Below are 20,110 nucleotides of genomic sequence, written 5' to 3'. Positions count from 1 at the left end.
GCCTGCGGAACAAAGTGATCCGCGATAGCGGAAGAAGAGGACCAGATTCATGGGTGCAAGGCTTGAAGGCAAGGTCGCAGTGGTGACAGGCGGTGCCAGCGGCATCGGAGCGCAGACCGCACGTCGATTCCTGCGTGAAGGTGCACGAGTCGTGATCGCTGACGTCAATGACGAACTGGGAAAGACGGTCACTGATGAGCTGGGGCCGCAGGCACTCTTCGTGCACGCCGATGTCACCTCGCAGGACGATTGGGATCAGCTACTGCGGGTGACTAGCGAGCAATTCGCGCCGCTGGACGTGCTCGTGAACAACGCCGGTGGCGGTCGCGGCGTCGGCAACATCGTCGACGAAGTGTACGAGGGTCATCAAGCAATCCTCGAGTTGAATGTCTCCTCGGTGTGGATGGGCACGCGTGCTGCCCTGCCCATCATGGCCGAAAGCGGAGGTGGGTCGATCGTCAACATCTCCTCGATCGACGGGCTCGTTGGCGTAGCGGGGATGACGACGTACGCCGCGTCGAAGTTTGCGGTCACGGGCCTCACCCGAACTGTGGCGTTCGAGGGCGGTCCACTTGGCGTGCGGGTCAATTCGGTCCATCCCGGGTTCATCGAGACGCCGATGGTCCTCAAGAACACCGGCAAGGTGCGCGCTCGCCTCGAGTCGGCGGTGCAGAAGCAGCCGATCGCCCGGTTCGGCAAACCGGAAGACGTCGCCAACGCCGTCTTGTTCTTCGCCTCCGACGAGAGCTCCTACTGCACCGGCACATCTCTCGTTGTCGACGGCGGTCAACTCGCAGGCCCGCATCGGGAACCGATGTGATCATCAGTCGATGACCGGCAAGTCCACTCTCACCTTGCTATCTACTTCGGTTCGCCCACAAGTCAATTCACTGAAAGGTCGACGATGATTCGACAAAGACGTCTACTCACCGCGGCAATCGCTGCGGTGTGTTCTGCCACCCTCCTACTGACCGCCTGCGGTTCGTCCTCCTCCCCCGGCGGGTCGTCTGCGGACGTCGGGGATCCGGTGGCCGGCGGTGCCGGGCGCATCATCCAGGTCAGCGAGCCACGCACCCTGGATCCGGCGGCACTGGGAAATGTATGGGCCACTCAGCCCGAGCTCGGCAATGCGCTCTACGGGACCTTGATGATCAACACCCCCGATTCGCTCGACATCGAATACAAGATGGCCGAGGACTTCTCGACCACCGACGGCGGCAGCACCTACACGATGAAACTTCGGCCGGGCCTGATGTTCACCGATGGGACTCCGCTCGATGCGGAAGCGGTCAAGTTCAACTGGGAGCGCATGCGTGACCCGGCGCTGGGGGCGGGAGCGAGCAAGGTCAGCCCACAGATCGCCGGAACCGAGGTGATCGACCCGACGACGTTGAAAGTCTCGATGGTCACGCCGAATTCGCACTTCGCCCAAGCGGTCGTCACCAGCACCCTGAACTGGATCGCATCCCCGACCGCTCTGCAGAAGGGAAAGCAGGAGTTCGACAAGGCACCGATCGGAGCCGGCCCGTTCACTCTGACCAGTTGGACCCGTCAGGACGAAATTGCACTCACGAAGAACCCGGGCTATTGGGACGCACCCAAGCCGTACCTCGACACACTCACGATTCAGTTCGTTCCTGACGCCGCTCAGCGCTACAACGCTGTCATGAGCAACGCTGTCGACCTCGCCTCGGAATCGAACGCCGCGAACCTGCAAAAGGCCGAGGGTGCCGGGCTGAAGAACGAACTCGTCGATGCCGGCGGTGGCTACTACATGGCGATGAACACCCGGCGCGCACCATTCGACGACGAGAGGGCTCGCAAGGCCGTGTCCTTGGCCTTGGATCTCAACACCATTAACACCGTCGTCTACAACGGCGCGGGCGTGGTGCCGACGACGCTGTTCCCCGAGGTTTCCCCGTTCTACAGCGATATCCAGTTGTCAGAGAACAACAAAACCGAAGCACAGGCCCTGTTCGATGAACTCGCCGCCGAAGGCAAGCCCGTCTCGTTCGACTTCACCTCGTTCTCGACCACCGAGAACAAACAGACCGGCGAGGCCGTGCAGGCCCAGCTGAGCGCCTTCGACAACGTCAAAGTCGGGATCAATGCCCTCGACTCCAGCGCGATCGGCGCCGTCGTTGCCGGGCGGGACTTCCAGATGGTGGTCACGTCGGCAAATGTCCTGGATCCCGACACCGAACTGTGGACCAGCTTCCATTCCCAGTCCAAGGGCAACATGAGCGGAATCAGTGACCCCCAGCTCGATGCAGCGCTCGACGCCGGTCGGGTCGGCACCACCGTCGAGGAGCGTAAAGCGGCCTACGACATCGTGCAGGAGCGCATCGCCGAAGTAGTTCCCGGCGTGTTCTTTGTCCGGTCGACACCCTCGGTGATCGCCGGACCCAACGTGCAAGGCATCGTCATGTACGGACTCGGATCACCACTGCCCGAAGAAATGTGGCTGACCGACTGACTCCTTCGCATCAAAAGATAGGAAGGGCCCCGGCTTGCAACGCATGCATGCCGGGGCCCTGCCCATTGCCTGTTGCGCCCGAGCTGATTGCTGCGGGCGGCGGAGAGTCTCGAGGCGGCGTGGCCGCATCGTCACCGTACGCAATCAGGACTGCCGCCCAGGCAACCGCCGCGCAGGTCGCAACACCGCGGGAGAGAACCTTCCGGTTGCGTTCCCGGATTTCGGTGGTGGACGCCATATTGATCACCTCCAACCCCAATCGTCTGCGTCGTAGAGACGACGGTTCCACCTGGTTCGACTGCACACACGAGTACTGCGCTACTCGGTTTCACAAGCCTCTATGCGGAGGATCCACGTACCTGGGCGCCGAACACCGCCGGGCACGTGTTCCGCTTCACGCCGCCCGCCTGCGACAAACAAAGCTAGGCGTAGTAACCTTTCCGTGTCCTCGCTGATACCAAAAAGTTACCTATTACGAAACGGACATATTTGTGGCTCGACACCGACTGAATGCCCAGGCCCCGTCCCTGCCCGCCACCATGGCGCTCATGGACTGCGCATCACGCACCAGCCGAGGGGGTCAGCACCGGACCGCCAGAAGTAGCGTCATTCCGGCAACGGCAACAGCAGGCGCGTTCGTGGCCGTGGCCGGCGCAATCGGTCTGACAGTCGGCGGAGCCGCCCAGGCCGCCGCACAGCCTGCGCCCACCCCGATCAACCTCGAGGCCATCTCACCGCTGGCCGCGCACCCCGCATTGTCGTCGCTGCCCTCGGACGTGACGCTGCCTGCACCACTCGACGACCTCGTTCGCGACCTACTACCGCCGAACCTGTTCGAACCGGGCGCAGGGGCCACCGCATCGCCGGCCTCGGGCACGGTCACCTCGGGCTACGGCGCTCGATGGGGCACCACCCACTACGGCCTGGACATCGCCAACGACATCGGCACCCCGGTCTACGCGGTCACCGACGGAACAGTTCTCGAGTCCGGCCCCGCTGACGGTTTCGGACAGTGGGTTCGGGTCCAGCAAGACGACGGCACCATCGGCGTCTTCGGACACGTCGACGAAAGCTTTGTGACACCCGGTCAGCAGGTACGCGCCGGCGAACAGATCGCCACCGTCGGCAACCGCGGACAATCCACCGGCCCGCATCTGCACTACGAAGTGTGGGCGCAAGACGGCTCCAAGATCGACCCCGAGGTGTGGCTGAACAACCGCGGAGTGAGCGTCAACTGATCCGGTCGGGCAGGCCCGGCGCGAGACGATCAACCAGAAAGATCAGTTGAGTTCGTAACCGCGCCAGGCGTTGCCAACGAGGACACCGATAGGGCTCTGGCTTGCAGAAATGCAGGCCAGGGCCCTATCTCTCACTGGACTGCTCGGATCAGGATCTTCCACTCCACCTTCCGGTGGGCCGCGATTCGATCGATCGCCGTGTGGTGATCACCGAAAGGCTTGCACGCGAGCTGGTCCCGTGGCGTGAAGACTCAGCCGCCACCGCCTGCGACGACAACTGCGGCCCACTCCTTCGCTCCCTACCCTCTGGCGGGAACTTGCACGACCACATAGTCAGCAGCCTGAAGGTCGGGAGCCCGGTCGCTGTAGGCAAGATAGGCGTCAATACGCCCTGAACTGTACAAATAGATGGTGGCCAGAGTCGGGATCGAACCGACGACCTTCCGCTTTTCAGGCGGACGCTCGTACCAACTGAGCTACCTGGCCGAACGACACCCAGGCGAACCTGAATGTCAGTCGCAATCGCTTGCGACCCTCCGGCAAGCCGGAAATCTAAGCGACCCTGACGGGACTCGAACCCGCGACCTCCGCCGTGACAGGGCGGCGCGCTAACCAACTGCGCTACAGGGCCATGCTTGCTCTGCCATCGCGAACGATGGCAATGCGTACCCCCTACGGGATTCGAACCCGCGCTACCGCCTTGAAAGGGCGGCGTCCTAGGCCGCTAGACGAAGGGGGCCGGTGTTCTCCTTTGGGAGCTGAATCAGCATATGACACGCAGCCGAATGCGAGAAATCGAGCCCTCGACCTGCGAAGACTCCAGGGTCAGCGGCGCTCCTGGACGGCATCCGAGGTACTCGACGCCGTCGGCAGATGCGCCCGGGGCTGAAGTATCGTCATCGACATGGCCTCGCCCACTCGTGATCACGCGGGCGTCGGGTCGTGGCGCCGCGAGCGGGGCACTGTGGTCCGCCGGTCCACAGCGGTGACCGACAGCACACCGCTGTCGTTCGTCATCTTTGCCGAGTCGGAAACGGCCGGTGTGCCGTTGGAGTACGAGCCGCACTCGCACCCCACGCACGAGCTGGTGTGGGTGCGCAAGGGAACGCTGACGGCGATCATCGACAAACGCGTGTTCACCGTCTCGGATGGATACGCGCTGTGGCTACCGGCCGGGACGGTCCACGCGGGAAGGCTGACAGCGAATGCGCAGTTCTCTGACGCGTATTTCGCTCCCCATCAGACACCCGTTGCGTTCGAAGGACCGACCACCATCGAAATGACTCCGGTGCTGGAGTCCCTACTCGCCCATCTGGGGCGCACCGATCTCGATGGCACCGCCAGGGCCAGGGCCGAGGCGGTCGTGTTCGACGTACTCGAGCCGTCGAAACATCAACTCACACTACAACTGCCGGGCGATGCCAGGATCGACGCGATCGCAAGGGCACTACTCGAAAACCCTGCGGACGACCGCGCATTGGACGAATGGGCGCGCACCCTGGGCATCAGCGAGCGCACGATCACACGAGTGTTTCGCAGCACCACGGGACTGCCGTTCGCACAGTGGCGACAGGTGCTGCGAGTTCACCAGGCGCTGACCTTGCTGACTGAAGGCTGCGCGGTCCAGACCACCTCCGAACTGCTGGGCTACGCACAGCCCAGCACCTTCATCGACGCCTTCCGGCGAGTCATGGGAACGACCCCGGGCACCTTCGTCGGGACGCTACCGGAACCTCGCCAGATGTCCTGAATCCCGTATCGGTTGTCTCAATGTCTGTATTGCAGACAAGCCCATCCACCCCTATAGTCCCTTATGCAAGGGTTGCCTAACCTCTGCTGAACACGTGCGGACCTGCTGGTGGTTGATCGACGCCCCCGAAAGTGACGTGCTCCGCCACTTCGACTCAGAGCTGACTCCATGACCTCCACAGATGCTGCGCGTCCAGACGCGACAACGAGCGCACCCGCTCTGGTCGGCGACGCATTGACCTTGAGGTACGGCAAGACCGCAGTGGTCCACGACGTCTCGATCGCCCTGCAACCCGGCCGCATCACCGCCCTCGTGGGACCCAACGGGAGCGGCAAGTCCACTCTGCTGCGGTCATTGGCTCGCCTGCATCGGATCGACGAAGGGCAGGTACGACTCGGCGGCGTCGACGGCCGGCCTGAGCGGGCTGCGTCACTACTCAGCGCACGGGAGTTCGCCCGAGAAGTCACCCTGTTCTCCCAATCACGGCCCGCACCGCAAGGCCTGTCCGTGAGCGAAGTGGTGGCGTTCGGACGTCACCCGTACCGCCGCGGCTTTGCGGGGTTGTCCGCCGAGGATCGCCGCGCCATCGACCACGCGATGAGTGCCACCGGAGTGCGTGAGATGGCCGACCGTGCCGCCGGAGAGCTGTCCGGTGGTGAGGTGCAACGTGTTTGGCTGGCCGCCTGCGTCGCCCAGGACACCGGGGTCATCCTCCTCGACGAACCCACGAATCACCTTGACCTGCGGTACCAAATCGAGACTCTCGACCTGGTCCGCGATCTCGCCGAGGAGCACGGCGCTGCCGTCGGGATCGTCCTCCACGACCTCGACCACGCGTCGCGCGTCGCGGACACCCTGATCCTGTTGTCCTCCGGACGAATTCACTCGACAGGTTCCCCGCTCGAGGTTCTCACCGCGCGAAACATCAGCGATGTCTACGAGATCGATGTCGAGGTCGACGTCGACCCCCGCACGAACCGACTTCGCATCGACCCCGTCGGACGGCACCCCGCCCGGATCTCGGTCGATGCCACTCATTCCCGTTCGATCCGTACTCGAGAGGACCTTTCGTGACCCGCTTCAATCGAATCGCCACCGCGTCATTGGCTTTCGCCGCCGCGCTGGCCGTCGGCGCCTGTGGCACCACCAGTGCAGACAAGGCCGACAGCAGCGCCGTGGCGCCGCCGCCTTCGCAAAGTTGCAATGACGACACGACGACAACGTCCACGGGCCCGGTCTCGTTGACCGACGGTGTCGGCCGCACGGTCGAACTCGACGAGCCCGCGAAGCGAGTGGCGGTGCTGGAGTGGCAGCAGATCGAAGATGCACTCACCTTGTGCGTCACGCCTGTCGCGGTCTCCGACGCCGAGGGCTACAGCACATATGTCAGTGCCGAAGAGCTCCCCGCCGGCGTCGCCGATATCGGCACCCGGGAAGAGCCCGACTTCGACACGCTGTACGCCACGAACCCCGACCTCATCATCATCGAGGCATTCAGCGCCGACGACGAGATCATCGCCCAGCTGGAAGCACGCGGCGTACCCGTGCTCGCCACACTGGGGGCCAATGGTGCAGACCCGATCGGGAACATGAAAAACGTGTTCTCGATGATCGGCGAGGCCACCGGCCGCACCGACCGGGCCGACCAGGTACTGCAGCAGTTCGATGAACATCTCGCGGCAGCGAAGACAAAGGTCGCGAATGTCGACCTCCCCACGCGGGACTTCCTGTTCTTCGATGGATGGATCGAAGGCGCAAACGTGATCATCCGCCCTTACGGTGACGGGGCGCTGTTCACCGCGCTCGGCGAACAGCTCGGAATGACTTCGGCCTGGACGAACGAGATCAACGAGGTGTACGGCAGCGGTGGAGTGGATCCCGCATACGGACTCGCCCAGACCGACATCGAGGGCCTGACCGCCGTCGGCAACGCCAACCTCTTCTACTCGACCGACGACGAAGCCGAGAGCTATGTCACCGAGCTGGAGAAGAGCCCCATCTGGACGTCGCTGCCCGCCGCCGCGCAGGGACGCGCGTATCCCTTCCCGCCGGGAGTCTGGGGCGCCGGTGGCCCGCTCTCATGCCAGCAGGCAGTAGACGCCTACGTCGACGTCCTCACCGCCGCTTGATCGCCACGCGTGACGCCGACACCGGGCAGCAGTCGCTACCCGGTGTCGGCGTTCGCCGCGGCGCCGGCGGAGTGGCTGTGCTGGCCACGCTTCTCGGCGCGGTTGTCCTGGTCGGGATGTGGCACCTCACGCAGGGAACATCCGGTGTCGGGATGTGGGATCTGTTGCGCCTTCTCGGCGGAGCAGAAGACAACGTCGGCGGCGTACCGGTCCGGGACGTACTGACCGGATCGCGGCTGCCTCGCCTATTTGCCGGTGTCGCAGTAGGTTTCGCCCTCGGCGTGGCCGGAGCCCTGCTGCAGTCGATCACCCGCAACGTCCTGGCCTCCCCCGACACACTCGCCGTCACCGCCGGATCGTATTTCGCACTCACGCTGGTCGCCGCGCTCGGCCTCTCCGTGCCGCTGTGGGCTTCGAGTGGCGTCGCATTCCTCGGGGGCATCGCCGCGGCGGCCGTGGTCCTGGGACTTTCCGGTCGCGCGGCGGGCACCGGAACCACACGGCTCATCCTCGCAGGCGCAGCGATTGCGATGGCACTCGACGCGTTGACCGCGATGCTGCTCATCCTGTTCAAGGAGAACACCACCGGCCTGTTCGCTTGGGGCAGTGGATCGCTCGCTCAGCTGAACATCGACGCATTCGTTCGCGCGGCCCCGATCATCATCGTGGTGTTCTGCGCGGCACTACTACTCTCGCGCCGACTCGATGTACTCGGTCTGGGTGACGACGCCGCATCAGCGGTGGGCGTACCGATCCAGTCCACCCGCGTCATCGCGGTGATCTGCGCCGTACTGCTGACCGCCATCTCGGTGACCTTGGCCGGACCGATCGCCTTTCTCGGACTCGCCGCCCCCGTGCTGGCCCGCCTGATCGCCGGACGCGTGCACACGCTGCGCCGGCATATCTTCCTCGTACCGGTCTCGGGATTGCTCGGGGCGTTGCTGATCCTGCTCGCCGACGCCTCGCTGCGTGCGGTGATGGGCGCCCAGGCCGCCACCTCGATTCCCACCGGCATTCCCACCGCACTGCTGGGCGCGGTGCTGATCGTGATCCTCGCACTGCGACTTCGGGATTCGGGATCGACCAGGCAGCCGCCTGCGCAACGGATCGGTATCCGCTCCCGTCGCCGGTTTGTCATCGCCGTGATCATCGCGGCGGTGTTGCTGGTCGTGGCCATCATCGTCGATCTACTCGCCGGAAGCCTGTGGCTCCGTACCGGCGACCTCGCACTCTGGCTTCAAGGCACTGCACCCGACCTCGTCGGACGAGCCCTCGACGAACGGTTCCCGCGCGTGGCCGCCGCTGTACTCGCCGGCGCAGCGCTCGCTTTGGCGGGCTGCGTTGTGCAAGGCACAGTGCGCAATCCGTTGGCCGAACCCGGGATTCTTGGCATCACGGCCGGTGCCGGATTGGGCGCGGTGAGCGTGGTGACATCCGCCGGTGGTGGCGGGCGCCAGGCAATCATCGTCATGGCAGTCGTCGTTGGGATGGCGACGTTCGCGTTCATCGCCCTGCTGGCCTGGCGCGGTGGACTCCTGCCCGACCGCTTCGTGCTGATCGGGATCGGTTGCAGCTACGGCATCAGCGCCGTGACCACGTTCCTTCTCCTGCGCGCCAATCCGTGGGACACCCCCCGCATCTTCACCTGGCTGTCAGGTACGACCTATGGGCGCACGATCCCCGATGTCATACCGATCGCAATAGCCCTCGTTCTCGCGGTACCGGTGCTGTACGGGATGCGACACCAGCTCGACATCATTGCCATCGATGAGGACACCCCCCGCGTTCTCGGCATCCGGCTCGAACGCACCCGCCTGATCCTGCTCGCGATCGCGGCATTACTGGCTGCCCTCAGCGTCATCGCGGTCGGTGTCGTCGGCTTCGTCGGCCTCGTCGCACCACATCTCGCTCGCGGCATCGTCGGCTCCCGGCACGGACGTGTCATCCCGGTCTCGATGATGCTCGGCGCACTGCTCGTGTGTGTCGCCGACATCCTCGGCCGGACACTCATCGCGCCCGCCCAGGTGCCGGCCGGACTCATGATCGCCTTGGTCGGTGCACCCTATTTCGTTTGGCTGCTCAGCCGCTCACGCGACTAGCTTGGTGCCCCGCTGCTGCTGATCAATTCTCTTGCTGCAGAAATCCTTTGATGAGGAAGCTGATCAGTTCGGGGCGTTCGGCAACCAGATTGTGGGTTGTTCCGGGCACGATGCACAGCTGTGCGCCCGGAATCGATGAAGCAATCAACAAGCTGTGGTCCGGGCGGATGGTGTCGCGGTCCCCCGACATCACCAATGTGCGTGCGGTGACCCCGGCGAGGTCGGCCGGTGCGATCTTGGGCTCCGCGGTCCAGAGGCGAAACAGCTTGGCCAACACGATGTCTGCGTGCGCAGGTCCGTCTGGAGACAGCCGCTCGTAGTGCATCCGCTCGACATCGGGCTCGTCAGCGCCCTTGTCCGCAGCCTCTACCGGCGAGTCGAGGACGGGAGCACCGACGGTCTCGGCCGAATCCGTGAACGCGGAGGGGTCCAGGTTCGCGCTGATCGAGACCAACGACCGGATCCGCTCCGGGTGATCGATCGCAAGCAACAGACCGATGATCGCTCCGTCGCTGTAGCCGATCACGTCCACCGAGTCCAGGCCCTGAGCGTCCAGGTACTCCAGTGTGTCGGCGACACCGCGGGCGTAGTTGTAGTCCTCGTCGATATCGGCCGATCGACCGTGACCGGGACGCTCGTAGGCGAACACCTGATGGTCCGGTACCAGGGCATCGGACTGCGCCCGTAGCGACTCGAGCGAGCAGTAGCCACCGTGCAGAAGCAGTACCGGACTACCCCGGCCGTCGACCTCCGAATACAGGTCCATTCCGTTGATCCGGAGATACGCCACTTGTTTTGTCCATCCCTCGACCCGGGCCGCCGCTGCGCGCATGCGATTGATCCGTTTGCTCGACAGACAGAGTACTTCGCTCCATCTGCCGAACCCTGACCACGGCGTCGCCAGGAGCGCGACAATCAATGTCATCGAATCTCCATGACGTTTCATAAATCAAACAACATGAAGGAAGCGACCCATGAGCTTTGAAACACGCGCAGGCACTCGTGGTGGCAGCAAGCCATCCGGCCCCCTGTTCCGGCTGGTCAACAAGGTGATGGCCAAACGGATCCGCCGCGGGGGCGACTTCAGAGGACATAAAGCACTCGTCCTGCACACGATCGGCGCCAAGACCGGACAGGAGCGCTCCAACCCGGTCAACTGGTTTCCTGGGCCCGAGGGCAGCTGGCTGATCGTGGCGTCGGCGGCAGGCGCGACCGGGAATCCGGGCTGGTACTACAACATCAAGGCCCATCCGGACAAGATTCGTATCGAACTCGACAACCGTACGATCGAAGTCAAGGCAGACCAACTGCACGGCGCCGAACGAGAGAATGCCTGGAACGACATCACCGCCAGCGCACCACAATTCGCGGGTTATCAGGAGAAGACCGACCGCGAACTCCCCATCATCCGCCTCACCCCGCGGCACTGACGGCATCGTGCTCGAGATCTTGGTGGCAACCGCAAGCCGGCACGGAGCAACCCGGGAAATCGGCAATCAGCTCGGTGCCCAGATCTCCGCAAGTCTGAAGGAGCTCGGCATCGAAGCCAACGTCGAGGTGCGAGATGTCGACGAAGTCGATGACCTCGCGGTGTACGACGCCCTGGTCCTCGGCAGCGCCGTCTACATGGGTCGTTGGCTCAAGAATGCACGCAAACTCGTCGATCGCGAAGCTGAAACCCTGCAGGCAATCCCGGTGTGGTTGTTCTCGAGTGGGCCGGTGGCCACCGACGACAAAGCCGTCCCCGAGTCGCCATGGGAGCGCGTCGAATGGGCCGAAGACCACCACACGTTCGGCGGCAAACTCGACCGGTCAACCCTCACTCGGGCCGAGCGGTTCGTTGCGTCCATGGTTCATGCTGCCGATGGCGACAATCGCTCGTCGGCCGAGATCGCCGAGTGGGCGCAGAAGATCAGCGAATCACTCGCAGCCACCACTTCCCCATAACCCGACAACCTGCCGGCGCGCCCGCCTACTGGAACGCGGGGACCTACAAGTCCTTCAGAGCGTCCTGAAGGACGTGATCAACGTCTTTCGGGTCGATGCCGAGTTCTTCGGCAATATCCTTCTCGGCTTGCTTCACGGCCTTTTGAATTGCTTCCTTGACCTTGCTTTCACCAACTACGACGAGTCCCGCCTGACCGGGGTCGATGAAATCGCCGAGATGTTTCACGTCTTTCCGTGACATGCCTTTGGCAAGGTGCCCACTCACACCCCCGACAACGCCACCGAGGGCCGCCGTCGCGAGGACAGAAGGCGGAAAGATCACACCCAGCACCGCGCCGGCGGCAATCCCTCCCCATGCACCGTGGCGAGTCGCTGTTTCATCCTTGTTTGCGTGCACTTTGCCGTTGGCGTCCTTCGTGACGACAGCTGCGTCATACGAGCCGACCAGACCTCCCGCATGCAGCTCTTTGACCGCCTCGTAGTCGCTTTGGGCCGCGGCCTCGCTCGAATATGTAGCGATGTAAATGAATGTTTCGTCGTTCTTGCCCATCATGTTCTCGCTTCCGGCGTTGATGCAGTCGGTTGACCACAGACCCAGACTGCACAGCCCGGCTACGCCTGTCCTCACCCGTACAGAGTGATGTCGAGCACCGAGCTCGCCGAAATACACTCCAAAAACAGTCTCTCGTTTCAGCGCCGCACATGGCAATCGCTGAAGGCAAATTGGTTTTGTTTCCCGTCGCTGCATGCTCGGCCCGACACTCCCTGCGTACCCGGTGACGGTTTCCCAGTTCAGAGGAACTCGAGAAGCAATTCAATCGCCGCCGACGGGTTCTCCTCGAACAGATAGTGTCCGGCGTCTGAGATGACCCTGGTGGTGACGTCATCGGCCCCGACTTGCATCGTGACGCCAACGCCTTCACCCCACCCCAGGGCTCCACCGATGGCGAGAACGGGCAGGGTGAGGCGCTGCTGTTGGCGAATCCTGTTCTGCGTGATCGTCGTATCGAGAGCGCGGTAAAACTCGAAGCTGGTATGTAGGCCGACTGGATCTCGGGTTATCGCGTCGACGTACTCGCGGATTGCGTAGTCCGGGATCGCCGACGGCGTCGCGGCCTTGGTGCGGAATTGCTCGGCAAAGAAGTCGTATTCATGTCCCCGGACGAGGATTTCGTTCAACGCCGGTAGACGGTTGAAGGCGAAATGCCACAGCTTTTCGTTGACAGACGAGTCGCTGAAGATCGGAGCCGACGGAGTCAGCCCGGGGATCGCCGCTTCCGCGACGACCAACCGATCCAGCACGCCCGGGTGATCTGCAGCCAGCGCATAGCCCGTCCACACGCCGAGGTCGTGGCCGACCATGGAGAACCTGGAGTGTCCGAGCGCTGCCATCAAGCCGACCATGTCGCGAGCCAGACTTGCGGTGTCGTAGCCGCCCTCGGGTTTGTCCGACAGCCCGATCCCGCGCGGGTCAGCAACAACGATGCTGAACCTGTCGGCCAACGCCGGCATCACATGACGCCAGGCGTACCAGGTTTGAGGCCACCCTGCGACAAGCAGTAGCGCCGGCCCATTGCCGCCGGTGACCGCGTGCAGCCCAACTCGGCCGGTGTCGATGATGGAACTGGAGAATCGTTCCGCGAAGCCGGCAGGCAAGTTCGGGACGGTGGATGCACTCCCTGCGCGAGTGACATTGACAGCCTTCATGATTGGACTCCTGATTTCGAATTGGACGTGCCGGCGCGGGATGGTTCGACATCCCGCCGGAACGACATTGTTGATGCGCCGACGACAGTCACAATCACCACGACCAAGAGGAGAGTCGAGACTGTGACCCCGAAGAGCTGGTCGAACTTGCCGAGCGCGAGAGTGGGAATCGTTGTCCCGAGATAGGCGGCCAGGAAATAGGTCGCGACCAGATCGGCACGACGGTCGGGATCGGCGAGGCGCTGCGTGATTTCGATACCTCGCCCGAAGATCAGCCCCACGCCCACGCCCGCGACGACGGTCCCGGCGACAAACACGGCCAGCCAGTTCCCCAGAAGTCCGACTTCGAAGACACTGACGCCGACAACCAGAGCAGACGGTCCGGCGAACCGATCCGCAAGCCATGGCGGATGCGGGACGAACTGCACGACCAGTGCCGCAAAGAACACGATGCTGACGACCGCCGCGACAACAGCACCATTGCCGATTCCCAGCTGTCCCGTCAAGAACGACGGAACGAGGGACGAGAACAGGCCGTTCACCGCGAAGGCAGCGAAGACCAGGAACGCTAGGCGAACAAAGGTGCCACGCTCCGGTCCGCTGGGAACAGCAGGACTACGGAGGTGAAGTCGAGTACCCGGGCGGCGGTTGACCGTCTCGGGAATGGCGAACGCGGCCAGGACAGAGATCCCGAGCCCGCCGAGATATAGCCAGAACACCAGGTGCACGGGATCGTTGAGCAGCTGTGCGAGAAGTCCCGATCCAAGGACCCCCAATCCGAGCCCACCCATGTTCGCCACGGTGGCCATCGCGGCGGCGAGGTGTGCGCGGTCCCGCCCGGCAAGCTCGCCGAGGGCAGCGGTCGCGGTTGCCGTGATCACCCCAGCGGCCAAGCCGAATACGAATCGAGCCACCACGAGATGGGTCAAAGTTGTTGCGGCGAGGAAGATCACGGTACTCACGCCCAGGACAACCAGCGCCGCCACAAGCACGGGGCGGCGGCCGAGCCGGTCGGATAACGACGCCAGGACAAGTAGTGCGATGACCACGCCGAAGGCGTAGGCGGCGAAGATCAGCGTTGTCGCAAACGATCCGAAATGCATCTCCGGCGCCCAGAACTGATAGAGCGGAATCGGCACGGTGCCGCCCATCATCACCAGACCGTAAATGGCCACCACGAGCCAGAACCCGATCGTCCGCCGCCGCGTCATCCCCAACACGATCGGCTTGTCATCCTGCACAGTCACCGGATCAGCCTCTCCTGCCACGGAATTCGAATCCGCAACACCATCTTGGTCCAATCAGTCCAACATAGTTGGAACGATCGGTCAAATTTGGCGGTATGATCGTAGGTGAATGAAAGGAATCGAAATGGCGGGACGAAAACAGTTCGACGTCGACCAGGCACTCGACCAGGTGATGACCGTGTTCTGGGAACGCGGGTACGCCGAGACATCTCTCGACCTCATCGGTGCTGCAACGGGCCTCGGCAAAGGCTCTCTCTACGGAGCATTCGGAGGTAAGCAAGAGCTGTTCCGACTGTCCCTGGACCGTTACGCTGACACCTTCGGTGAGCAGTACGACGCTGCCCTGAACGCTCATCCCGACAATCCGGCCGCCGCAGTGAGCGCGTTCTTCGACGTCATCTTGGCGCGCATCGCCGAACCGACGATGCCCGGCGGATGCTTGGTCGCTCTATCCGCTGCGGCCGCACCGACTCTCGATGAAGCGAACCGTGATCACGTCAAGGAACTGCTCGGGCGCCAGCGTGGGCGCATCCGAGCGGCGATCTCTGGTTCTTTCGTCGACGAGCTGATCGCCGACAATGTCGCCCTGTTCGTGGTCAGCACCAACCAAGCACTTGCAGTCATGGATCGTGCTGGGTCAACCGCCGAAGAGCTTGAAACAATTGCGCGGATGGCCGTACAGACTGTCGAAACGATGACTCCCCCGAGCCCTACGCGTTAGAGATTCTGGTTTCCGACGGTGAATGTGGCGTCGACCATTGGGTGGCCAGATACCACTGACAACGATCAGTGACCATGGTCCTTGAGCTTCTCCAGCGCGGCCGCGGCCGGCGAATTCGGCTCCGCGCGATAGATCACGAGTTCTTGGCCGGGTGCCGAGCGCACATCGAAGGTCTGGATGTGTAGTTCGAGGTCGCCGACGACCGGATGCCGAAACCCCTTGGTCTTCAGGCGACGTCCGCGCACCTCGTGATCCGTCCACATGGCGGCGAACTCGGTGTCGGAGGCCAGTAGTCCGTCCCGCACCTCACAGACCCGCGGATCGTCGGGCTGCGCCGTCTCCAACAATCGAAACCCCGCAACCGTGCTCGCGGCCACCGCAGCCCAATCCGCATACAACGCGCGAACAACGGGATCGCAGAACACCGATTCCAAAAGATTGCGCGTGCCGGGAAAACCCATGAACAGCTTCTCCCCCAGCGCATTGGTCGCGATGACGTCGAACGCGTGACCAAGAATTATCGCCGGATGCTGCGGCCATTCGTCGATGAGCGCGGTCAACTCGGGTTCGACGATTCCGGCAGTGGGCGTCGCGCGAGGAGGCGTGAGCCCGGCCAGGCGGTACAGGTGGGTCAAGCCGTGCTCGTCCAGCAGCAGTGCGCGACCGATCGAGCGCGCAACCTGAGCCGATGGCGACAGTTCACGGCCTTGCTCGAGCCGCATGTAGTAGTCGACGCTGACATCGGCGAGCAGCGCCACCTCTTCGCGACGAAGACCGGGCACCCTGCGCCGGTCGTTGCTGTTCAGGCCGACGTCGGTCGGCTGCACTCGGGAACGGTGAAGGGCAAGGAATTCGCCCAGCGACGATGGCATCCCGCCGATGCTAGTGCCGCATGTTCGTCACTGGGTGCGGCGCACCCAGGAAGGGAGCGGCGTTCCACAGCGCCGCCCGTCGCGCGACGCTGGAACACATGACAAGAACACACGAACAATCCACCACCCGTTGGCTCATCACGGGCGCGAGCCGAGGCCTCGGACGAGCCTACGCAACCGCAGCGCTCGAGCGTGGCGACCTCGTCGCCGCCACCGTGCGGAACGCATCCGATCTCGACGACCTGCGCGACATCTATCCGGATCAGCTGTACATCGACACCCTCGACGTCACGGACCGCGACCGGGCCCGGGCTGTGGTCGCTCAGGCTGCGGAACAACTTGGAACACTGGACGTTCTGGTCAACAACGCCGGATATGGGCACTTCGGTACCGTCGAGGAGCTGTCCGAATCCGATCTTCGCTCACAGCTGGAGACCAACCTCTTCGGCGCCCTGTGGACCTCTCAGGCGGCGATCCCGATCATGCGGGACCAGGGACGCGGGCGCATCATCCAGATCTCCAGTCTCGGTGGGATCGGCGCGTTCGCCAATCTCGGGGCGTACCACGCGTCGAAGTGGGCGCTGGAGGCCATTTCCGAGTCTCTTGCCCTGGAGGTCGCACCATTCGGCATCAAGGTCACCATCGTCGAACCGGGTGGATACGAAACGGACTGGGCAGGCGCATCGTCTCGTCATTCCGCTCCCCTGCCCCAGTACGAGCCGCTGCGCGCCGCCGCCGCCGCACGACGCGGAAGCCAGGTCTCGGGATCCCCTGAGCGCGCCGCTGACGCACTTCTGCGAGTCGTGGACAGTCCAGAGCCCCCGCTACGCGTCGTCTTCGGCGGCCAAGCCCTCGGCATCGTCCAGGGCATCTACGAACGTCGCCTGGCGGAATGGTCGCAATGGGAGGACATCAGCAAACTCGCCCAGCAGTAGCCGAAATACGTTGCTGCACACGGGCCGATCGGACCCATGGAACAAAGAAATCCGATCCTCGCGGAGGACCGGACTGAAGGCGCTAAGCCTGTGAGCTGGGAAAACTAGTGGTGGCCAGAGTCGGGATCGAACCGACGACCTTCCGCTTTTCAGGCGGACGCTCGTACCAACTGAGCTACCTGGCCGAACGATATCCGGGCGAACCTGGATACCTAGTCGAAATTTCTTGCGACCCTGACGGGACTCGAACCCGCGACCTCCGCCGTGACAGGGCGGCGCGCTAACCAACTGCGCTACAGGGCCATGCATGCTTTGCCATCTGCGCACGATGGCATTGCGTACCCCCTACGGGATTCGAACCCGCGCTACCGCCTTGAAAGGGCGGCGTCCTAGGCCGCTAGACGAAGGGGGCCGGTGTTCTCCGTTTGGGAGCTGAATCAGAATATGACACAGTTGCAGTAATTCCCAAATCACCTGATCAAGCCCTATTTTCAACCACAATTCCCATCTCTGGGTGCTTTCGCGCGCGTAAGCTGGAGTCAGTCGAACCTCGTAGCTCGCGGAGTCCCGTTGGTCATCTTCGACTCGTAGCCGAATCAGGCTGATCGCCATGAGCTCTACGATTTCCGTCCGAGCAGATACCGACGCCGCACACAATCGCCTTTTCCCCGACCTGGATGCCTATCAGCTATGTCGTCCCGGGCACACGACCGAGGCATTGCCAGTGGTCACCGGCATCCGAGAACAAGACCCCGACCTGGTGCCAGGCGACCTACTGTCCGAATGGGACATCCTGTTCTACCCGTGCACCTCCAATGCTCCAGCCCTCGCCATCGGCGACGTCGTTGCCTGCCGGTCTCTTCGGCGGGCACGTCACTCGCGAACCACGATCACCGATCCGGACTCGCACCCCATCGTCCTGTTGGCGGCCGGCGTCTCCATGGCAAGCGCCAACGAGGTCTGGACGAAAACCCTGGTAGACCACAACGCCACGCTGTCGGGCCTGCTGCACCACTACGAAGCTCAGGACCAGCCATGATCGAACGCCTGGATCTCCCCCCGACGGCACGAAAGCTCAACGCGAGTCTCACCGCGTTTCAACGCGAATTCGATGCGAGCCCGGAGGTGACGTCAATGCTGCAGTTCCTGCGGCGTGAAGTGGTCGAAGCGGTGACGACGTTGGAAAACGACCTGACCATCAGCGAATCACGCGCGGCCGCACAGGAGATCAGACACGAAACCCCGACCCCGGCCTGACATCAACAGGGCATCGACTCGAGTCGAGTCATGTTATAGCAGAGGGCTTCTCAGACGGCTTCACGCAGATGTTCCCGGGCCCAGTCGTCGAATGGCGTGACGGAGATTCCGAGGGCGCGGGCAAAGTGTGGCCGGGCCGGCTGGACGGCAACATTCATCCAGTCGAGTCCGATGCCCATCGGCGGCATCCCGGCGGCCGTGGCCTCCTCCAGGGTCATGTCGGGGGCAGTGAACTCGGATCCCAGGTGACGAGAGAGGGTTTCGGCGATCTCCGTCATCGACAGGAAGTCACTCGCCAGCTCCAGTTCGACCTCGTGAAACCTCGCCGGCTCGGCGACAATGGCGGCGACCGCGGCACCGATGTCGTCGACCGCCACCAGAGACACCTGAGTCTTGGGCTTGAGCAGACTCACCAGGCCACCCTCGACTCCGCGGGGCAACATGTACGCCTCGGAGGGCAGGAAGTTCTCCATGAAGGTGCTGGGATTGATCAGCGTCCAGTGCGCGAACCCTGCTGTCCGGACGTGTTCCTGGATGGCCGATTTCGTGCCCAGGACAGGCTCCAGGACCGCCCAGCGACCTTCGGCCAGCCGGGGCTGTCGGTGTAGTTCACGATCCCGGAGACAGCGGTATAGATGAACTGTTGCACACCTGCCGATTTCGCGGCTTCGATGAGATTGATCCCCTGCGCCAATTCGCCTTCGAATGCACGCCCGGCGATGTCCGGCATCTGAATCGAGAAGACTGCGCGCGCCCCTTGTGCGGCGCGAGTCAGCGATTCACGATCGTCGAGGTCGCCGATCGCGAGCTCGGCACCCAGTGCGGCAACAACTTTCGCGCGATCTGTCCCGGGATCGCGAACCAGGGCCCGTACCGGCGTACCTGCCGCGAGCAGAGCACGGACAGCTGCGCCGCCCTGGCGGCCGGTGGCACCGGCGACCAGTACGGGTGCGGTTTCAGTGGTCATGGGTTCCCCTAGGAGTCAGTTGACGAATAAGTGGCGGGGCCCGCCAATTAGCTTCCGATAGACTAACGGCGGCCCCCGCCACTTAGCAACCCCGGAGATGATCGATGACCGTTCAACGTGCCGACGCGCGGCGCAACTACACACGGATCCTGGCTGTCGCCGAAGAAGAGGTTGCCGCGCATGGTGCCGACGCGTCGATGGAACAGATCGCCCGGACTGCAGGTGTCGGTTCGGCGACCGTACGCCGCCACTTCCCGAGTAAGCAGGCGTTGCTGGAGGCAGTGTTCGCCGAACGGACCGAGGCCTTGTGCACCCGGGCATCGGCACTAACCGATGCGCCCGACGCGCGCGCGGCACTACTCGACTGGTTGGGTGCGCTCACCGATTACGCGACATCGGCGCGCGGGGTGGCCGATCTGCTGGCGGGAGGTGCCATAGACGATCAAGACCATGTCGATGCCTGCGGCGCAAAACTATCGGGTTCAGCAGGCCCACTGCTGCAACGAGCAATACAGGCAGGGACCGTGGGGCCCGAAATCACTCTCGGAGACCTGATCACGCTCGTCACGGGCCTCGCGCTGGCCACCGAGCATCATCCGGATCCCAGTGCCGAAGCACGTCGTCTGCTCACCCTGACCCTCGAGGGCATCAGCCCGCGAGGGTTGCCCGGGTGAACGTGGTGCCCCCTGACGGGCTCGAACCGTCGACCTGCGGATTAAAAGTCCGTAGCTCTACCAACTGAGCTAAAGGGGCATGCTCTGGAAC

21 protein-coding genes and 7 tRNA genes are annotated in these 20,110 nt (G+C 63.5%); 14 read left to right on the top strand and 14 right to left on the bottom strand.

Translation table 11 applies throughout. The features are described 5' to 3' along the window. Window positions 1-49: 49 nt before the first annotated feature. The 3 genes from AC1TPF_RS22715 to AC1TPF_RS22705 all read left to right on the top strand — a co-directional run bounded on the left by AC1TPF_RS22715 (window position 50) and on the right by AC1TPF_RS22705 (window position 3,714). The gene (locus AC1TPF_RS22715) at window positions 50-820 is read left to right on the top strand and encodes an SDR family NAD(P)-dependent oxidoreductase (RefSeq protein WP_482145378.1); all 771 of its coding nucleotides are present in this window, start codon (window positions 50-52) and stop codon (window positions 818-820) included. An 84-nt stretch (window positions 821-904) separates the two neighbouring features. After that, window positions 905-2,476, top strand: a complete 1,572-nt coding sequence (locus tag AC1TPF_RS22710; RefSeq protein WP_482140602.1) for an ABC transporter substrate-binding protein — start codon at window positions 905-907, stop codon at window positions 2,474-2,476. A 491-nt stretch (window positions 2,477-2,967) separates the two neighbouring features. Continuing rightward, window positions 2,968-3,714, top strand: coding sequence for a M23 family metallopeptidase (locus tag AC1TPF_RS22705; RefSeq protein WP_482145377.1), 747 nt, complete (start codon window positions 2,968-2,970; stop codon window positions 3,712-3,714). A gap of 409 nt (window positions 3,715-4,123) precedes the next feature. On the opposite strand, the gene AC1TPF_RS22700 is transcribed toward AC1TPF_RS22705, so the two are convergent. From AC1TPF_RS22700 to AC1TPF_RS22690, 3 genes are all read right to left on the bottom strand, one after another. Beyond that, window positions 4,124-4,200 (bottom strand) — tRNA-Phe (locus AC1TPF_RS22700). Window positions 4,201-4,271: 71 nt separating this feature from the next. Next, a tRNA-Asp gene (locus tag AC1TPF_RS22695) sits at window positions 4,272-4,345 on the bottom strand. Window positions 4,346-4,380: 35 nt separating this feature from the next. Next, a tRNA-Glu gene (locus AC1TPF_RS22690) sits at window positions 4,381-4,453 on the bottom strand. A 165-nt stretch (window positions 4,454-4,618) separates the two neighbouring features. Between AC1TPF_RS22690 and AC1TPF_RS22685 the strand changes: the two genes are divergently transcribed. The 4 genes from AC1TPF_RS22685 (at window position 4,619) to AC1TPF_RS22670 (ending at window position 9,692) form a co-directional block, all read left to right on the top strand. Further along, complete coding sequence (locus AC1TPF_RS22685) at window positions 4,619-5,464, top strand: helix-turn-helix domain-containing protein (protein ID WP_482145376.1); 846 nt, start codon at window positions 4,619-4,621, stop codon at window positions 5,462-5,464. Between the two features lie 168 nt (window positions 5,465-5,632). After that, window positions 5,633-6,538, top strand: coding sequence for an ABC transporter ATP-binding protein (locus AC1TPF_RS22680; protein ID WP_482145375.1), 906 nt, complete (start codon window positions 5,633-5,635; stop codon window positions 6,536-6,538). Further along, window positions 6,535-7,593, top strand: coding sequence for an iron-siderophore ABC transporter substrate-binding protein (locus AC1TPF_RS22675; protein WP_482145374.1), 1,059 nt, complete (start codon window positions 6,535-6,537; stop codon window positions 7,591-7,593). Before AC1TPF_RS22680 ends, AC1TPF_RS22675 begins: the two co-directional genes overlap by 4 nt. Further along, window positions 7,590-9,692, top strand: coding sequence for an iron ABC transporter permease (locus AC1TPF_RS22670; RefSeq protein WP_482145373.1), 2,103 nt, complete (start codon window positions 7,590-7,592; stop codon window positions 9,690-9,692). Before AC1TPF_RS22675 ends, AC1TPF_RS22670 begins: the two co-directional genes overlap by 4 nt. 22 nt (window positions 9,693-9,714) lie before the next feature. Here the strand turns inward: AC1TPF_RS22670 and AC1TPF_RS22665 are convergent, their stop codons facing one another. Then, window positions 9,715-10,617, bottom strand: a complete 903-nt coding sequence (locus AC1TPF_RS22665) for an alpha/beta fold hydrolase (protein WP_482145372.1) — start codon at window positions 10,615-10,617, stop codon at window positions 9,715-9,717. Between the two features lie 49 nt (window positions 10,618-10,666). Here AC1TPF_RS22665 and AC1TPF_RS22660 point away from each other — a divergent pair, with 49 nt between their 5' ends. Both AC1TPF_RS22660 and AC1TPF_RS22655 read left to right on the top strand, forming a co-directional pair. Further along, a complete protein-coding gene (locus AC1TPF_RS22660; RefSeq protein WP_482145371.1) occupies window positions 10,667-11,122 on the top strand; it encodes a nitroreductase/quinone reductase family protein in 456 nt (151 codons plus the stop codon). A gap of 7 nt (window positions 11,123-11,129) precedes the next feature. Then, complete coding sequence (locus tag AC1TPF_RS22655) at window positions 11,130-11,639, top strand: flavodoxin domain-containing protein (RefSeq protein ID WP_482140617.1); 510 nt, start codon at window positions 11,130-11,132, stop codon at window positions 11,637-11,639. A 43-nt stretch (window positions 11,640-11,682) separates the two neighbouring features. On the opposite strand, the gene AC1TPF_RS22650 is transcribed toward AC1TPF_RS22655, so the two are convergent. From AC1TPF_RS22650 to AC1TPF_RS22640, 3 genes are all read right to left on the bottom strand, one after another. Then, entirely contained in the window at window positions 11,683-12,267 is a 585-nt protein-coding gene (locus AC1TPF_RS22650) for a DUF1269 domain-containing protein (RefSeq protein ID WP_482140619.1), read from the bottom strand. 164 nt (window positions 12,268-12,431) lie between these two features. Beyond that, window positions 12,432-13,346 (bottom strand): alpha/beta fold hydrolase, encoded by a 915-nt coding sequence (locus AC1TPF_RS22645; RefSeq protein ID WP_482145370.1) that lies wholly within the window; start codon window positions 13,344-13,346, stop codon window positions 12,432-12,434. Further along, window positions 13,343-14,593 carry an MFS transporter gene (locus AC1TPF_RS22640; RefSeq protein ID WP_482140623.1) on the bottom strand — a complete coding sequence of 417 codons (1,251 nt, stop codon included), beginning with the start codon at window positions 14,591-14,593 and terminating at the stop codon, window positions 13,343-13,345. Before AC1TPF_RS22640 ends, AC1TPF_RS22645 begins: the two co-directional genes overlap by 4 nt. A gap of 124 nt (window positions 14,594-14,717) precedes the next feature. Here AC1TPF_RS22640 and AC1TPF_RS22635 point away from each other — a divergent pair, with 124 nt between their 5' ends. Then, the gene (locus AC1TPF_RS22635; RefSeq protein WP_482140625.1) at window positions 14,718-15,314 is read left to right on the top strand and encodes a TetR/AcrR family transcriptional regulator; all 597 of its coding nucleotides are present in this window, start codon (window positions 14,718-14,720) and stop codon (window positions 15,312-15,314) included. 65 nt (window positions 15,315-15,379) lie between these two features. Here AC1TPF_RS22635 and AC1TPF_RS22630 read toward each other — a convergent pair whose 3' ends face one another. Next, entirely contained in the window at window positions 15,380-16,186 is an 807-nt protein-coding gene (locus AC1TPF_RS22630; RefSeq protein WP_482140627.1) for a helix-turn-helix domain-containing protein, read from the bottom strand. A 98-nt stretch (window positions 16,187-16,284) separates the two neighbouring features. Between AC1TPF_RS22630 and AC1TPF_RS22625 the strand changes: the two genes are divergently transcribed. Further along, on the top strand, window positions 16,285-17,121 hold the full coding sequence (locus AC1TPF_RS22625; protein WP_482145369.1) for an SDR family NAD(P)-dependent oxidoreductase: 837 nt from the start codon (window positions 16,285-16,287) through the stop codon (window positions 17,119-17,121). Window positions 17,122-17,229: 108 nt separating this feature from the next. Here AC1TPF_RS22625 and AC1TPF_RS22620 read toward each other — a convergent pair. From AC1TPF_RS22620 to AC1TPF_RS22610, 3 genes are all read right to left on the bottom strand, one after another. After that, window positions 17,230-17,306: transfer RNA gene (locus tag AC1TPF_RS22620), tRNA-Phe, on the bottom strand. 44 nt (window positions 17,307-17,350) lie between these two features. Beyond that, window positions 17,351-17,424, bottom strand: a tRNA-Asp gene (locus AC1TPF_RS22615). Between the two features lie 36 nt (window positions 17,425-17,460). Further along, a tRNA-Glu gene (locus AC1TPF_RS22610) sits at window positions 17,461-17,533 on the bottom strand. Between the two features lie 198 nt (window positions 17,534-17,731). On the opposite strand from AC1TPF_RS22610, the gene AC1TPF_RS22605 reads away from it, so the two are divergent. Beyond that, entirely contained in the window at window positions 17,732-18,160 is a 429-nt protein-coding gene (locus tag AC1TPF_RS22605; protein ID WP_482145368.1) for a hypothetical protein, read from the top strand. After that, entirely contained in the window at window positions 18,157-18,378 is a 222-nt protein-coding gene (locus AC1TPF_RS22600; protein ID WP_482140633.1) for a hypothetical protein, read from the top strand. Before AC1TPF_RS22605 ends, AC1TPF_RS22600 begins: the two co-directional genes overlap by 4 nt. Window positions 18,379-18,428: 50 nt before the next feature. On the opposite strand, the gene AC1TPF_RS22595 is transcribed toward AC1TPF_RS22600, so the two are convergent. Together AC1TPF_RS22595 and AC1TPF_RS22590 are read right to left on the bottom strand one after the other, a co-directional pair. Further along, on the bottom strand, window positions 18,429-18,914 hold the full coding sequence (locus AC1TPF_RS22595) for an NmrA family NAD(P)-binding protein (protein ID WP_482145564.1): 486 nt from the start codon (window positions 18,912-18,914) through the stop codon (window positions 18,429-18,431). After that, complete coding sequence (locus AC1TPF_RS22590) at window positions 18,869-19,345, bottom strand: NmrA family NAD(P)-binding protein (RefSeq protein ID WP_482145367.1); 477 nt, start codon at window positions 19,343-19,345, stop codon at window positions 18,869-18,871. The genes AC1TPF_RS22595 and AC1TPF_RS22590 overlap by 46 nt, the downstream gene beginning before the upstream one ends. A 104-nt stretch (window positions 19,346-19,449) precedes the next feature. On the opposite strand from AC1TPF_RS22590, the gene AC1TPF_RS22585 reads away from it, so the two are divergent. Further along, window positions 19,450-20,019, top strand: coding sequence for a TetR/AcrR family transcriptional regulator (locus tag AC1TPF_RS22585; protein ID WP_482145366.1), 570 nt, complete (start codon window positions 19,450-19,452; stop codon window positions 20,017-20,019). Window positions 20,020-20,022: 3 nt separating this feature from the next. On the opposite strand, the gene AC1TPF_RS22580 is transcribed toward AC1TPF_RS22585, so the two are convergent. Beyond that, window positions 20,023-20,098: transfer RNA gene (locus AC1TPF_RS22580), tRNA-Lys, on the bottom strand. Window positions 20,099-20,110 lie beyond the last annotated feature (12 nt).

Source organism: Williamsia sp. Y853 (assembly GCF_056786495.1).
This window is presented reverse-complemented; position numbering and strand designations above follow the sequence as displayed.